Consider the following 15,448-nt stretch of genomic DNA (forward strand, 5'->3'; position numbering starts at 1 on the left):
GCAGGCCATGCAGCCCTGGAGATACCTTCTTTGCGTGTACGGATTGCGCTATGACGCAGTCGTTCAGCAAACCGTTTGTTTGACTATCGGATTCTTTTGACCCGAGAGATGTCATTAGGCTTTAGGTGACTTGACCTTTGGAAGGGAACAGCTTTCGTATAAACAGCCACGATCCGATAGGGGACGCCCCCAGGAACAACAGCAGCAACGTCACCGTTAACGTGTCCTGTCTAAATGACAGGACAAGAATAAACACAAGCAGGCCCGTTATTCGGCCTATGGTTAAACTGAGCTCCCGCAGCACGACCAGTTCCACCCGCTTCTCCACGTTTTCCTGATTCACTCCCATAAGATCAAAGCTGGCCGATATAGCCGGCATCATATACAGCGGAATAAACAGCGACGTCCCGATTCCCAGCACCAGCAGCGTCGTATAGTTGACCGCAACCAGCAGCGGTAAAATGACCAGCAGCATCAATATGGAACCTACCAGCATGCCGGTTTTACGGAATTTGGGCTTGAACCACTTCCCGCAGGCCCAGTAGCTGACCAGCGAAACCGCCGAAGTAATCAATGCAAACTGCCCCAGCTTCGACTCCTGATCCGTTGCCACAAAAACAAGGAGTGTAATAAGGAAGGAAAACACACCTTCCCTGATTCCCTGAACGGCCAAGCCGAATACCGCGTATTTCCATACGCCGCCCTCCTTGAGCCGGCTCAACCCCTCCAGCCAATGATAGCCGCTCTGAACCGGCCGTTTTCGCAGAAAAAAGCTCAGCACCACCGTCACGGCGAAGATGACCATCGATACGGTAAAAATAAACCGGTAGCCTTGATCCCCACGCATCATCGTGATGATCCAGCCCGCCAGCCACGGACCGATAATCCCCGTGATGGAGCCCAGGAGTCCGATCCAGCCATTAAACCAGTCCCGATTCTCCGCGCTCGAAACCTCAAAATAGACCACATTAAAGGCTAACCAGAATAATCCTAATGACACGCCGAACAGCAAGCCGAGCGGCCAAATATAATGGACGGCGTCCCGCCCTGCCCACAGAACGCATAAATAAAACAGGCCGGACACCGCAATTCCCAGGCGAAGCGCATTCATTTTGTTATGCTCCTTCACCCATTTGCCGGCGGCCCAGAACGTCAAGCCCAATGCCACCTGCTGAGCAATCGTGAACCAACCGAGCATCGTATAATCCTGGCGGCTTTTCCATAGATATACGTTGAGGAACGTACCCGACAATGCACTCGATAAGATAAACAACCCATGAACGGATAACAGAAGTATAGCCTGGGGGTCCTTTGTCAACTTCATATACAGTTCCTCCCTCGCCCTTACACTTGAAGTCCAAGGTATTTTACCCCTCTCATCCCCACTTCATGAACAAAAAAAAGGAAACCGCCGATAGCAGTTTCCTTAAGTTCGCACGGATCGGCACACAGCGCCTTTCCGTAAACGCTATTCCTTTTTATGGATAAAGCTCTTGATCATCCGAAGCCGGTCATTCTCTGCCAGATTATACTGTACATGGAAGCATCCAGGGCACACATATACGTTCAAATCATATGGCGGCTGAAGGATAGGGCCTTGAATCAAAGCTGCGTTAACCGGCTGGAAGCCTTCCCCGCTCACGTGCTGCGTTCCGGCATGAAGCATATACTCCCGGCAATGCAAGCACTCGGGAACTTCCTCTTGCTGGTCCAGAATCCCCTCTACGGTCTCCTCAAATGCAAATAGGTCGTGATCCTCCCCGTACTTATCCACGGTTCGAAGCGAGGACAGCGATTCCTGGTCGGATCCCCAAATACGTTGAAGATCAACCGCTTCCTCATCGGAAGCCTCATAATCCTCTTCATATTCCTCCGGATCGTCTTGTGTTTCCTCGTCATCCAATGCGATATTCAATGTGCGGTAGCCTTTCAGTTCGTTCGCACAATGAGGACAAGTATCTTCGGGACCTATCTCTTCATCCCACACAATCTCACTTTGGCACCATGGGCAAACCGTCGGTTCCATCGATCATTCATCCCTTTCTTATTCAAACGGCCATGGATGGCCCTGTTCACTTTATTTTTATTGAGACATCAAGTATACAATACCCGCCACAAAAAAAATCAAGGCAGCCGCAAACAATATCCGCGGTAAATATTTCATCGTCCTTTTCCTCCCGAAGCCCTTAAATGATGCTCGCTCCAATAATGTAAGATAAAGATACGGTGATAAGAAGTACGATCAAGCCCACTGCTCGATTATCCTTGCTAATCTCTTCATCGACCGAAAACACAGGCGTCAAGAATTCAAGCAACCAATAAGCCAATAAAAGCAGTATAAACCCGAAGAACGACCATTTAATCATGCCATAAATGGACGTATTGGCCGTTATGCTGTACCGCATCACGTTACAGATGCCAAAGATCTTCCCGCCGGTCGCCATGGCCGCGGCAACATTTCCTTTGCGTATTTCATCCCAGCAATTGTACTTGGTAACCAATTCAAAGCAATACAAGTAAACAATAAGTGCAAGTATCGCAACCGAGAAATAGCCGACGAGCACCCCGAGTGGATGGGTCAGCAAATGATCAATCGCTTCCGTCATTACCTTATTTCCTCCCTGATATAAACGGGATGCGGCACCTTTCGCATCCCGTCGTTCTAAACCTTATGATGATATGTTATACGATTGAAGGAGAAAACGGTTCCTGATTTCTTACTTTCCTTACTTCAGCTCGGCAATGGTGACGCCATTGCCGCCTTCGCCGTAATTACCTAAACGATGACTCTTAACATGCTTGTGCTTGCGCAAATAATCCTGAATTCCGGTTCGCAAGATCCCGGTGCCTTTGCCATGAATGATGTAAATCTGACCCAAGTTCCCCAGAAATGCCTCATCAATGAACCGATCCACCTCAATCAGCGCTTCTTCCAGATTCGCGCCTCTTAAGTCCAGCTCATTCCGGATGTTGGTATCGCGAGTCCGTTTCAAGACAGTCGCATGCTGTTTCGGCGCCTGTTTAGCGTTTGCTGCCGGATTCAACAGCAGCTCCAAATCATCCAGCGATACCTTCATCTTCATGATGCCGAGCTGAACAACCGCCTCCTTCGAGCCGGCCATTTCCACGACATGCCCCTTCTGATTCAGGCTGTATACCCGAACCTCGTCTCCAGGCTCAATGCTGCGCTGCTGCTTCGCAGTACGCTGGCCAGCCGTCTTCTTACCTTGCTGCGGTTCGGCATCATCCAAACGCTTTCTGGCAGCAATCAGTTTATGCTCCTTAACGGAAGCCCCTTCTTCTTGGGCAATCTTGCGCAGATCCGCGATGATTTCCTCGGCCTCATTCCGAGCCTTGTCCACGATCTGTCTCGCCTCTGCACGAGCTTTATCAACCAGCTTGTCCTTCTGCTCTTCCAGCTTCTGAAGCTCGTGCTGGTGACGAAGACGCAGGTCCTCCATTTCCTTCCGAACCTGCTCCGCCTTCTCACGCTCTACTTCCGCGGTGTGACGGTTCTCTTCGAGGGATGCAATCATATGCTCCACCCGTTGATCCTCTTCCTTAACTTCGCCACGGGCAAATTCCAGAATGGATACAGGCAATCCCAAACGTTCTGCAATGGCAAACGCATTACTGCGTCCAGGTACGCCTACCAGCAGCCGGTAGGTCGGGCTTAGGGTATTGATATCGAACTCCATGCTGGCGTTGATCACGCCTTTGCGTTCATATGCATAAGCCTTCAATTCAGAATAGTGCGTCGTCGCAATCATGCGGCAGCCCATGCGGTGGATATGCTCCAGGATGGAAATCGCCAGGGCTGAACCCTCCGCAGGGTCGGTTCCTGCTCCAACCTCATCAAGCAGCACCAGACTCTTCGGCGTCATCTGGCTTAATATTCGGATGATGTTCGTCATATGGCTGGAGAAGGTACTGAGGCTCTGCTCAATGCTTTGCTCATCACCAATGTCCGCGTAAATTGCATCAAACACGCACATCTGGCTGCCTTCTTCGGCTGGAATAAAGAGTCCTGACATCGCCATCAGGTTTAATAACCCGATCGTTTTGAGCGTAACCGTCTTACCGCCGGTATTCGGACCCGTGACGATGATGGATGTATAGGAATTGCCCAATTCCACATCAAGCGGCACAACCTGATCCGCTGGAATCAGCGGATGTCGGCCTTTACGCAGCTTAATATAGCCTCTGTCATTCATTCTTGGCAGTGAAGCCTTCATGACATGGGCCAAACGAGCCTTGGCAAAAATAAAGTCGAGCTGGCCGATCAGATCCAAGTCAAGTGACAGCAGCTCAGCCTGTTCGCCGACCTGGGCGGTCAGCTTCTGCAAAATCACTTCGATCTCCCGCTCTTCCCGCATTCGCGTCTCGCGCAGCTTGTTGTTCATGGCTACGATGGATTCCGGCTCAATAAACAGCGTCGCGCCTGACCCGGACTGGTCGTGCACGATACCGCCAAAATGCGAGCGATATTCCGCTTTAACGGGGATGACAAAACGGTCGCCGCGTATCGTAATTAACTGGTCCTGCAGCATCTTCGCCACGGATTGCGATCGAATCATGGACTCCAGTTTCTCGCGAATGCGAACTTCTCCGCCCCTCAGCTCCCGCCGGATCTGGGAAAGCTCAGCGCTTGCGGAGTCAAGGACCTCAGCAGCATCATCAATACACAGCCGAATGGCGTCTTCCAGGGGCTTTTGCTCCGAAATAAGATCACTCAGATTATAGAGGATCTCAATCTTCTCGTCCTCATGAATCGCCGCAATAAACCGCTTGATTCGGCGTGATCCATGAATCGTATTCGATGTAGCCAGCAATTCATGGGGACTGAGCGTCCCTCCGATTCTGGCCCGCTTCAAAGCATCATTGATATCGGTAATCCCGCGGAAAGACGGATTGCCCTTGAGCCTGTCTACGGTGTAGGCCTGATCGGTAGCCGCAAGCAGATCCTTTACAGCCTCCAGGTCGGTTTCAGGCATTAACTTTTCAGCTCTTGCACTTCCCATAGAGGTTTGCGTGTATTGTATTAATGTATTTAAAATTTTCCGGTATTCTAAAGTTTGCAAAATCTTGTCATTCAAGAAGTTCACAACTCCTCTCAATCAATGCATATATTATATCGAAAGTGATGGGAATTCGCCAAGGAATCCAAAATCCTTCCACACATAACCGACGGTCCTATTGAACAAAATAAATTCTGCGTAACATTCCAGTCTTATTCTAAGGAGGCAGGTACCATGCAATTTCTCGGGCACGTTGTTCGATTTATCGTTGCCGCGCTCGTTCTTATGGTTGTCGGATGGATTGTCCCCCAATTCACCGTCGGCGGATTCGGAAGCGCCCTGTTGCTTGCACTCGTTATCGCCCTGATTGGTTGGGCTATTGAGGGCATCTTCGGCAAAAAAGTCACGCCTTTTGGACGTGGCATCGTGGGCTTCCTAGTGAGCGCACTCGTGATTTACCTTGCCCAATTCATCGTTGGAGGCGTTAGCGTCTCCGTATTGGGCGCCTTGCTTGCTGCATTGGTCATCGGGATCATCGATCTGTTCATTCCGATTTCCACCCCTTTTGAAGCAGGCAAAACCCGCAAATAGAAGCACCCCGCTTCAGTTAGAGGATTCCTCTGGAACCCTCTAACTGAACGAACCGATCGGCAGCTGCATTACTCCACATTAACCCTCTGTTGCAATTTGCGCAGGGGGTTTTCATTTTGGGTAAAGCTCCATTCTTTTATTTCCATCTTCCCCTATATTATAAAGGAAATCCATATCATCGTTTGAAACCGTTCACGTTCACCAATTTTTCATAACACATATGTGCATCCACTCTTTTTCTGCGCTATCATAAAGATTGGAAATTATATTTCACAATTATTTCATAGTCAGGAGAGGTTATAGTGAAAAAAGGCATAGCTTTACTTGTTTCATGTATGCTCCTTTTTGTATTGGCTGCCTGCGGCGGAGACCAGAAAGAGTCCCAAGGAGGTTCCGGGATCTCGGATACTGGCGTAGCACCGGAAGCTGAACTCGTCATTAAGGGCACCAATTTTCAATTCGACCAAGAGGAATATCGTCTCAAGAAAGGGGTGCCCGTCAAGATCACTTACGAGAACGAAGACGGCAACCACGGCGTTATGATTCCTGCACTTGGCCTGCAGCTGGACCGTAAAAACAACTCCACTGTCGTTACGCCGGATGAGGCGGGAGAATTCGAAGTTTCGTGTTCCATTATGTGTGGAGCGGGTCACAGCAAAATGATCTCCAAACTTATCGTCGAAGAATAGTAGACCTGCTCACGAAAATAAACCTCCGGATCGCCAGAGTATCCTCTGTCTAATCCGGAGGTTTTTTCAGGTTCAATTCTTCGCCATGGCCTAACGCTGATCCTGCTCAATCAACTCGATCCACTCATTATATTCAACTTGGAGCTTCGCATACTCTTCCTTCAGCTTACGGTGTTCTTCTTCAAGCTGCGCAGATTGCTCCGCCTTCAATTCCTGTTCTGCCTGGAGCAGACGATACTGGTGCATAACCAGCTCATACTGTTCACCTAAATCGGAATACTGCTGCGCCGCTTCATTCTTCTCGTCTTCCAGACGCTCACAGGCTTGGCGTGCGGATGCGATTTCCTGCTGCCAGGTCTGGAGCTCTTCTTCGAGAGCAAGCTTGGTTCGTTTCCACTCATCGCGCTCGGCGGCCAGCTTCTCGCTGTCCTTGGCAAGCTGCTCCCGTTCCGCCATCCATTGCTGGTATTGCTCCTGCCACTGAACGGCGCGTTCCTCCGAATCTCTCAGCTGCTCGGCGAGTTCACGTGCGCGCTGTTCACTGGCAGCTGCCTTCTTGTGAAGCTCATCCAGCTGATTCGACACCGTATCGTATTCTTCTTCCAGCATGGCGTACAGTTTGCTGGTCTCTTCCTCTCGGGTTCCCGCTTCCTTCGTGAGCTTCTCCAATTCTTCATGGCGAAGCTGCAGTTCCTTCAATTCCTCTTGGGCACTTCGGCGCTCGGACATGCTCCGGTCAGCTTCGTCCTTCATGACCTGGATTTCATCCTGAAGTCCCTTCATTCCTTCTTCTAGGCTCTCGTTCGCTTCCATAAGCTCGACAATTCGCATCTCCAGCTCGCCGGTTTCCTCTTTGCGCTGATCAGCCAGCGTACGCCAGGATTGAAGCTCGCTGCTTAGACGCTGCAGCTCTTCCTGCTGCTTGCGGGAGGTCTGATTCGCATCCACCACAAGTTTCTGCAGACGACGGCGCTCTTCCTCCGACTTGGCGGATTCCTGCTTCAGTCCTTCGAGCTCCTTCGTCAGCCCCTCCACCTTCGTACGGAAGGAACGCAATTCCTGCGAAGAGGCTTCGGCTTGCTGCCTGGACGATTGGAGCGCTTCCTTCAGCTTGTCCGATTCCGCTTTTACAATACCCAGTTCCTTCTCCGCGGACGACAAACGTGATTGGAGCTGACCACCACGCGTTCGCTGCTCGGCAAGCTGCTTCTCCAGATCCTGGACGGTCCTCGTATGCTTTTGTTCCATATCCTGGACGGTTTTCGTATTCTTCTGTTCCAGATCCTGCACGGTTTTCGCATTCTTCTGTTCCAGATCCTGCACCGTCTTCGTATACTTCTGCTCCAGATCCTGCACGGTCTTCGAGTGCTGCTGCTCCTTCAGGAGCGCCTCTTGTTTATAGGTACTCTCCTGTTTCTTCAATTGTTCAGCCAGCTTCTCTTCGGCCTGCTTCGCAGAAGTCCGTTGACTCTGTTCCAGCTTCTCGATGGCCTGCTTATGAGTGAGCGTCAGCTGCGAAATTTGCCCTTCATAGCGGCGCTTCATATCTTCAATAGACTGCTTATGGCCGCTCTCCAGCTTCTCACGCTGCTCCTTAAGACGCACCTCAAGCTGCTGCTTCTCCTTCAGCAGTTCCGCCACGCGGTCCGATTCCTTCTGGAGCAATTCCTTCGTACGCTCTGACTCCGCGGTTAGATTCTCCTTGGACTTCCTGTATTCCTCAGCCAGCGTTGTCTGCTCCGCCAGCTTGCCCTCGAGCTGCTCCAGTTGCTGACGATGTCTCTCCTGCTGCTCGATTTGAAGTCCTTGCACCTTGGCAAGCTCCGTGCGCAGTTCATTCCGCTCGGCCGTCATCTGCTTGGCCTCATTCTGAAACTCCAGCTTCTGCAAAGCTTCTTCAGCCATATGTACTGCAGCTAGGACGGCAATGCGCGGGGTATCCAATCGAGAGTGCGCCTTGGATATGGTACGCATGCGGTCATCTACATAATTCGCTACCTGTCTGGTATAATCACTGCTACTGCCAACGAGTTTATAGGAAGTTCCGTAGATGTCTACGGTAACGCTTTTACGGTCCGATGTAGTCAAAATTGTGCCCTCCTTCTATTATGTGTAGATTCTATGATGTCTGAAATGGTCTATTCTCTACATTCATTATATATGAGATAACATCTGTAGACGAACCTCAAGAAAACAGACCGAAGTTTGGTATATGATAACACAGTTTTGTGCTTATAATTATGTACCCTGCGGGCGTCCTGATGCAAATCCCAGTTCAATTTAGAGCAAAAAAGCCCGCATCGAATCCCTGATGTAATGGATTCGATGCGGGCGTTCACAATTCCTGCTATTTTCTTAATTCTGCGCCAAAAGTTTGCTGAAGGGCAGCAACCGCTTTTTCCGTGACGCCGGCAACCTCTTCATCGGTCAGGGTTCGTTCCTGATGACGGTACGTCATGGAGATGGCAACACTCTTCTTGCCCTCTCCAAGCTTGCTGCCCGTGAAGACGTCAAACACCTGAATCTGCTGCAGAAGCTCACCTGCATTCTCCTTGATCACTTGAATCAGGGAGCCGGCTTCAACCTCCTCATTCACGACGATGGCAAGATCTCGTTCCATGCCCGGAAATCTAGGCAAATCGCGGTAAACGACGCGGGCGTTGGTCAGATCATACAGCGGCTCAAGCAGAATCTCAGCGGCATAAGTATCTTCCAAATCCAGCTCCTGCTGTGTCTTCGGATGAATTTGTCCAAGTACGCCTAGCAGCTGCTTATTCTCGCCTTGACCCGCATACACGGAAGCGGAACGTCCCGGATGGAAGCCAACCGGTCCGTTAGCCTCGTAAGTGATATCTTCCGCGCGAATTCCAAGATAGTCGAGCACCGTTTCGAGCGCACCCTTCAAATCAAAGAAATCCACTTTGGCCGGCTGGACATTCCATTGCTTGCTGCCTTTGCGTCCCGACAGCAACAAACCAAGAACCGGACGCTCCAGCGGCTGCTTCGTCAACGTCTTCTCATGTGTATGGAACAGGTTCCCTATTTCAAACAGGGCCAGGTCCGGCTGCTTGCGGTTATGGTTGTACACCGCGATATCCAGCAGCTGTGGGAGCAAGCTGGTACGAAGGACGCTGCGGTCCTCGCTCATTGGCATGGCCAGCTTAACCGCCGTGCCATCTGACGACAGGGATGTGAACATTTCGGCTTGCTCCGGATGGATGAAGGAATAACCCAGAACCTCCTGGAATCCGCTATGCGTCAGCAAACGGCGAAGCGAGCGGCGGATGGCCTGAGCGATCGTCAATGAACCCGGTGTCGTCGGACCTTCTATGGCCGTTGTCGGGATATTGTCATATCCATACAGACGGGCCACCTCTTCAATGAGGTCTACGTCAAGCACGATATCGCCGCGACGGGACGGCACTTGCACATCCACTAATCCTTGGCCCGCATCTCCGCAAGGGAAATGCAACCGGGCAAAGATCGTTTTTACCTCAAGCAGGGACAGATCCGTTCCCAGATAGCGATTGAGCTTCTCCAGCGATAAAGTAATCACGGTAGGCTCGGAATCCGCACTGCCTGCTTCGACGATTCCCTGATGAACAGCGCCGCCGGCATATTTCGCCATCAGTGCCGCTGCACGGTTCAGTGCAGGAATGACTGCGGCGGGATCCACTTCCTTCTCGAAGCGGGAGCTTGCCTCTGAACGCAGTCCGAGCTGACGGGATGTTTTGCGGACGGTTCCGCCATCAAACTTCGCCGATTCCAAGAAAATATTCACCGTGCTGTCCGTTACTTCGGATTCCAGGCCGCCCATAACGCCAGCCAAGGCCACTGGCTTGCCGCCAGCTGTAATCACCAGCATATGCGGCTCCAGACGACGCTCCGTGCCGTCCAGCGTCACCATCGTTTCGCCAGCTTCAGCCATACGCACGTGAACCGCGCCATCCTTCAGCTGATCAGCATCAAAAGCATGCAGCGGCTGGCCATATTCCAGCATCACATAGTTCGTAATGTCCACGATATTACTGATCGGGCGCACGCCTGCCGCCATCAAGCGGTTCTGCATCCACAGCGGAGAAGGACCGATCTTTACACCGGTAATGTAGCGTGCCGCATAATGGCTGCACTGTTCGTCAGCGCCAATCGTAACCGAGATATGATCGGCCGCTGCATCTTGAACCTCCAGCATTTCCTTTTCCGGATTCGGAAGACTTAGCTCACGCCCCAGTATGGCGCTCACTTCGTAAGCGGCTCCCAGCATGCTGAGACAGTCGGAGCGGTTCGGTGTCAGATCCAGTTCCAAAATTTCATCGTTCAGACCCAGCACATCCACAATCGGTTTGCCGATTTCCGTATCCGTCGGAAGTACCAGAATCCCTTCCTGCAGCTCTTTAGGCAGCAGTTTGTCATTCATGCCCAGTTCCTTCGCCGAGCAGATCATGCCTTGGGAGAGCACGCCGCGCAGCTTGGCCTTCTTGATATCCATACCGCCAGGCAGCTTCGCGCCCACAAGCGCCACCGGCACCTTCTGGCCCGCATCCACATTTTTGGCTCCGCACACGATCTGGAGATCTTCCTCCTGACCCGCATCCACGATACATACATTCAGCTTGTCTGCATCAGGATGCTTCTCCTTGCTCTTAACGTAGCCGACGACCACTTTATTAATGCCTTGATTCCGTTTCTCGATCACATCGATTTCAATACCAGCCGAAGTAATGCGGCTCGCCAAATCCTCTGAGGTTACGCCTTCGAGCGAAATATAATCGGACAACCAATCGGTTGAAACTCTCATTGTCTATTCACTTCCCTTTATCGTAAAATTAGATCCGCGTGAACTGATTCAAGAATGCTGTATCGTTGTTGAAGAAGTGACGGATGTCATCCACGCCGTATTTCAGCATCGCAATCCGCTCAACCCCCATACCGAAAGCAAAACCGCTATACTTCTCAGGGTCATAACCGCCCATTTCAAGTACCTTCGGATGAACCATGCCGCAGCCTAAAATTTCAAGCCAGCCTGTTTGCTTGCATACGCGGCAGCCGCTGCCGCCGCATCTTACACAGGATACGTCCACTTCCGCGCTCGGCTCCGTGAACGGGAAGAAGCTTGGACGCAGACGGATCTGCGTGTTATCGCCAAACATCTCCTGCACGAATTGCAGCAGCGTTCCTTTCAGATCACTCATGCGAATGTTCTCGCCGATGACCAGGCCCTCGATTTGGTGGAACTGGAACGAATGCGTCGCGTCATCGTCATCCCGGCGGAATACGCGTCCCGGGCAGATGATTTTGACAGGCGCTTTTCCTTGCATCGACAGCATGGTCCGGGCTTGCACCGGGGATGTCTGAGTACGCATCAGCAGATCTTCCGTCAAATAGAAGGAATCCTGCATGTCACGTGCCGGGTGATTCTTCGGCAGATTTAGCGCTTCGAAGTTGAAGTAGTCCGTTTCCACCTCGGGTCCTTCTGCTACCTGGTAACCCATCCCGATAAAAATATCCTCGATATCCTGGATCACCTTGCTCAATGGATGAACAGCGCCTTGGCTGAGCTTGCGGCCCGGAAGGGTTACGTCCACCTTCTCTGCACGCAGGCGCTCTTCGGTTTCCTGTTGCAGGAATGCTTCCTGCTTGCCGGAGATGACTTCCTCAATCGCGCCCCGAACGTCATTGGCCACCTGGCCGATAACAGGACGCTCTTCTGCGCTCAGCGCTCCCATTCCGCGCAGGATTTCCGTCAAGGCCCCTTTTTTGCCAAGGTATTTCACCCGCAAATCATTCAGCTGCTGCGGATCGGTAACATCCTGCAATTGCGCCAATGCTTCCTGCTTTAATGCTTCTAATTTTTCCTTCATGGCTATTCGCACACCCCTTTGTAAACTCCATCATCGAACTGAAAACAAAAAAGACTGAAAACAAAAAAGGCCTCTCCTCCCGAAAAGGGACGAAGAGACCGTGGTACCACCCTTGTTAACATGTTTCATACCCTAACCAAGGCGGTAAAAGCCTTAGCCCTGAGTATGCCTCATCATGCTCACTTGACCGACGTAACGAATCGGACCCGTTATCCCCTACTGACCGGCAGCATGCCGTGTTCAAGGAACTGCTCCGGAGCGAACTTCACCAGCCTGATTCTTTGAGGGACACTCTCAATCTACGGTATCCCTTCCCTGTAAAGAGGCACTGACTACTTTTCTCCATCAACGCATTTGTTACATATGCAAATATATAGGGTTTATTATATGCAACCTTTCGGGATATGGCAAGTTTCATTTCCCCATTTTAGCCCCATCCGGCTGATTTTAATCGCGATCCCTGATCTTATTCCGACTGAAGCCTAGCCAGCTCAGCCCGAAGCTCCCTAATCTCAGCAAGCCAGCTCCCCTCGTCCCCGGGTTCAAGATCTTCGGCTGACAAGCCCAGTAATTCCTGAATCCGGTATTCGAGCTCCATCCGCCGGTTGTCCTTCTCCGTATCTCCCTTGATCACGCCGGTCCGCGAGGCTTGCTCTTCCTCCTCGTCCATACTTCCCTCGAACCAAACCGGATCTTCCCCGGGCGTCAGCGTAAGCAGTCGGTTCGCGATTTTACGCACAAGATACCGGTCATGGGATACGAGCGCAATCGCACCCGGAAAACTCACGAGCACTTGTTCAATTACCTCGCGGGTATCCACATCCAGGTAATTCGAGGGTTCATCCAACACAAGCAGATGCGCACCGCTGAAGTACAGCTTGAGAAAAGCCGTTCTGCACTTCTCTCCCATACTCAGCTGCCCCATCTTCTTAAACACATCGTCCCGTCTGAAGAGGAACGAGCCTAGCAAAGTACGCGCACGGCTCTCCGTCATTCCCGGAATGACAAGCAGACTGTCCAGCAGCGTGGTTTCGGGTTCCAGCCCCTCAAGCTCCTGTGAGAAATAACCAATCTTGACGGAAGGATTACGGGTAATCCGGCCTTCATGCGGTTCGATTTCGCCCAGAAGCAGCTTAAGCAGTGTCGTTTTCCCGCTCCCGTTAGGGCCTCTTACGGCCAAACGGTCGCCGCGGTTCAGATAGAAGGTGAGCTTATTAAAAAGCGGTTGATCTCCATATCCAAAACAGATATCCTTCACTTGAACGAGGGTACGGCCGCCGAAAGCCTCCCCTTCCAGCTCCATGTTCAGCTTGGGACCGTTTCGCGGTTTATCCACACGCTCTGCTTCCAGCCGTTCCAGCGCTTTTTCCTTGGCATGATATCTTGAGATGTTCTTCTTGGCCTTGGCCTTGTAAAAGCTGGCGGTGATCTTGACGTCATTCACGTCCCCGGCCGCGTTATGCGCTTTATGGAACCATTCCTCATATCTTCGGATCGATTCCTCCAGCGCTTTGCGGGCCAGCTCCTGCTTCCGGTAAAGCGTCTCCTGCTCGCGCAGCTCCCGTTCCTTTTCGCGGCGGTAATCCGTATATCCTCCCCGGTAACGCCGGAGTTCCTCCGAGGTCAGCTCACATACAGAGGTTGCTACCCGGTCGATGAACTCCCTGTCATGGGATACAAACAACACGGTGCCTTTGTAGGATGTTACCAGCCACTGCTCCAGCCAGACCAAGCTGTCACTGTCCAGATGGTTCGTGGGCTCGTCGAGCAGTAAAAATTTCGGTGCCGATACAAGGAGTCCTGACAGCATGACCTTCGTCTTCTGGCCTCCGCTCAGCTCACGGTAGGACACAGGCCATACCTCCGGACCGATGCCCAGCATCGTCATCGCTTTCTCCACCTCGGTCTCCCACTGGAAACCGTTCTGGGACTCGTAACGCTCCAGCAGATTGCCATATTGCTCAAGCAGTGATTCCAACTCAGCAGCGCTGCCGCCATTCATCTGCTTCTCGACGCCGGCAATCTGAAGCTTCAGCTGCCATAACGAAGGGTTACTGCGGCTGCGCACCGTATCGATGGCACTCCGATCGATTTCGTCCGGCTCATCCTGCTGCCTGAGCCAGCCCCAGCGATCTCGTGGGAGAATCGTCTCCACAACGCCTGAGGCAGGTTCGAGCTCGCCGGCCAGAATCGAGAGGAGCGTGGTTTTGCCGGTGCCGTTGCGCCCGTACAGCGCAATCCGCTCTCCTTCTGCCACCTCCAGCTGAATACCTTCAAACAACGGTCTCCCTTGGAGCTCCATACTTATATCTTTCGCTTTTAGAATCATGGTCATATCGCCTCATCCTCTCTCTTTGGAAAAAACTAAAAAACCGCAAGCGATGGCCTGCGGCGGATATCATGAGAGAGGATTTGTTCTGATCTGAGTAACGGGACGAACGCGCGCCACAGCACACTTCCTTCGGCTGTTCATTCCAGGCCAGCCCTGACGGTATGGAGATGTTAGGCTCTATACCCTCCGCTGTCAGCGAAAGCTGCAATCCGTTCCGTATATGTGATTGTTTTGCACAAGAGTACCACTTTCGACATAGCAAAAAGAGGTACCCCAGTCACATTGTTCAGACACACCAAATCTCTCCCTCTACCGCCGTAGAGAAACGCCTGCAAACCACATGCAGTTGTTTTTAGAGAAAAGGGTGTCTTACTTCATTGGACTAGGTTACCTCGCATTCTTGGAATGAAATTATGGCCATTATAACAGATATTCTTAAGAAGTAAAAGGGTTGATTAGCGGAACTTCTACATATTCGAATTCCTGCTATCGCCTGTTTATCGGGTCCCATCTACAATTCGAAAAAAAGCAAACAAAAAAACCCTTGTCACCAAGGGTTTTCGGTCTAACGTAAGCGGGTGATGGGAATCGAACCCACGCTACCAGCTTGGAAGGCTGGAGTTCTACCATTGAACTACACCCGCATATATACCTACAAAAGTGACGCTATGACTCGGTGCATATCCCGATTACTTCTGTGAGGTCCTAAATCTTAAGCGAATCGGGACGACACGATTTGAACATGCGACCCCCTGGTCCCAAACCAGGTGCTCTACCAAGCTGAGCTACGTCCCGATAATAAAGGTGCTGTCTTTTGAAGACAAAAATAAATATACCATGCCGAACGCGCAATTTCAACATGTATTTTATGGAAAATGTATCGCGATATAAAAAAGCAAACAGCATCCTGGTCATAGCCCCGTCAAGTAGACAATAAAAAAAGAGAAATTTTATTAA

At 51.4% G+C, this 15,448-nt stretch carries 10 protein-coding genes, 2 tRNA genes and 1 other annotated feature; of the genes, 2 read left to right on the top strand and 10 right to left on the bottom strand.

The window, feature by feature from the left end; genetic code table 11:
• Nucleotides 1–121: 121 nt before the first annotated feature.
• From M4D81_RS22965 to M4D81_RS22980, 4 genes are all read right to left on the bottom strand, one after another.
• A complete protein-coding gene (locus M4D81_RS22965) occupies nucleotides 122–1,366 on the bottom strand; it encodes an MFS transporter (RefSeq protein WP_397376771.1) in 1,245 nt (414 codons plus the stop codon).
• 102 nt (nucleotides 1,367–1,468) lie between these two features.
• On the bottom strand, nucleotides 1,469–2,026 hold the full coding sequence (locus M4D81_RS22970; protein WP_260068159.1) for a hypothetical protein: 558 nt from the start codon (nucleotides 2,024–2,026) through the stop codon (nucleotides 1,469–1,471).
• A 160-nt stretch (nucleotides 2,027–2,186) separates the two neighbouring features.
• The gene (locus M4D81_RS22975; protein WP_071222688.1) at nucleotides 2,187–2,606 is read right to left on the bottom strand and encodes a DUF350 domain-containing protein; all 420 of its coding nucleotides are present in this window, start codon (nucleotides 2,604–2,606) and stop codon (nucleotides 2,187–2,189) included.
• Nucleotides 2,607–2,726: 120 nt separating this feature from the next.
• Nucleotides 2,727–5,096, bottom strand: coding sequence for an endonuclease MutS2 (locus M4D81_RS22980; protein ID WP_260068160.1), 2,370 nt, complete (start codon nucleotides 5,094–5,096; stop codon nucleotides 2,727–2,729).
• Nucleotides 5,097–5,252: 156 nt separating this feature from the next.
• Here M4D81_RS22980 and M4D81_RS22985 point away from each other — a divergent pair, with 156 nt between their 5' ends.
• On the top strand, nucleotides 5,253–5,609 hold the full coding sequence (locus M4D81_RS22985) for a phage holin family protein (protein ID WP_071222686.1): 357 nt from the start codon (nucleotides 5,253–5,255) through the stop codon (nucleotides 5,607–5,609).
• Between the two features lie 302 nt (nucleotides 5,610–5,911).
• Nucleotides 5,912–6,298, top strand: a complete 387-nt coding sequence (locus tag M4D81_RS22990; protein ID WP_216530609.1) for a cupredoxin domain-containing protein — start codon at nucleotides 5,912–5,914, stop codon at nucleotides 6,296–6,298.
• Between the two features lie 90 nt (nucleotides 6,299–6,388).
• Here the strand turns inward: M4D81_RS22990 and M4D81_RS22995 are convergent, their stop codons facing one another.
• The 6 genes from M4D81_RS22995 to M4D81_RS23020 all read right to left on the bottom strand — a co-directional run bounded on the left by M4D81_RS22995 (nucleotide 6,389) and on the right by M4D81_RS23020 (nucleotide 15,286).
• Nucleotides 6,389–8,386, bottom strand: a complete 1,998-nt coding sequence (locus tag M4D81_RS22995) for a hypothetical protein (protein WP_260068161.1) — start codon at nucleotides 8,384–8,386, stop codon at nucleotides 6,389–6,391.
• A gap of 259 nt (nucleotides 8,387–8,645) precedes the next feature.
• A complete protein-coding gene (gene pheT, locus M4D81_RS23000) occupies nucleotides 8,646–11,096 on the bottom strand; it encodes a phenylalanine--tRNA ligase subunit beta (protein WP_260068162.1) in 2,451 nt (816 codons plus the stop codon).
• Between the two features lie 28 nt (nucleotides 11,097–11,124).
• Nucleotides 11,125–12,159: a phenylalanine--tRNA ligase subunit alpha gene (gene pheS, locus M4D81_RS23005; RefSeq protein WP_071222682.1), complete on the bottom strand. Its 1,035-nt coding sequence runs from the start codon at nucleotides 12,157–12,159 to the stop codon at nucleotides 11,125–11,127.
• Between the two features lie 82 nt (nucleotides 12,160–12,241).
• Nucleotides 12,242–12,517: a binding site (T-box leader), on the bottom strand.
• 108 nt (nucleotides 12,518–12,625) lie between these two features.
• The gene (gene abc-f / locus M4D81_RS23010; RefSeq protein ID WP_260068163.1) at nucleotides 12,626–14,494 is read right to left on the bottom strand and encodes a ribosomal protection-like ABC-F family protein; all 1,869 of its coding nucleotides are present in this window, start codon (nucleotides 14,492–14,494) and stop codon (nucleotides 12,626–12,628) included.
• Between the two features lie 570 nt (nucleotides 14,495–15,064).
• Nucleotides 15,065–15,135 (bottom strand) — tRNA-Gly (locus tag M4D81_RS23015).
• A gap of 77 nt (nucleotides 15,136–15,212) precedes the next feature.
• Nucleotides 15,213–15,286: transfer RNA gene (locus tag M4D81_RS23020), tRNA-Pro, on the bottom strand.
• Nucleotides 15,287–15,448 lie beyond the last annotated feature (162 nt).

Origin of the sequence: Paenibacillus sp. p3-SID867 (genome assembly GCF_025142895.1) — a bacterium.
In the GTDB taxonomy this organism is placed as follows: Bacteria; Bacillota; Bacilli; order Paenibacillales; family Paenibacillaceae; genus Paenibacillus_AQ.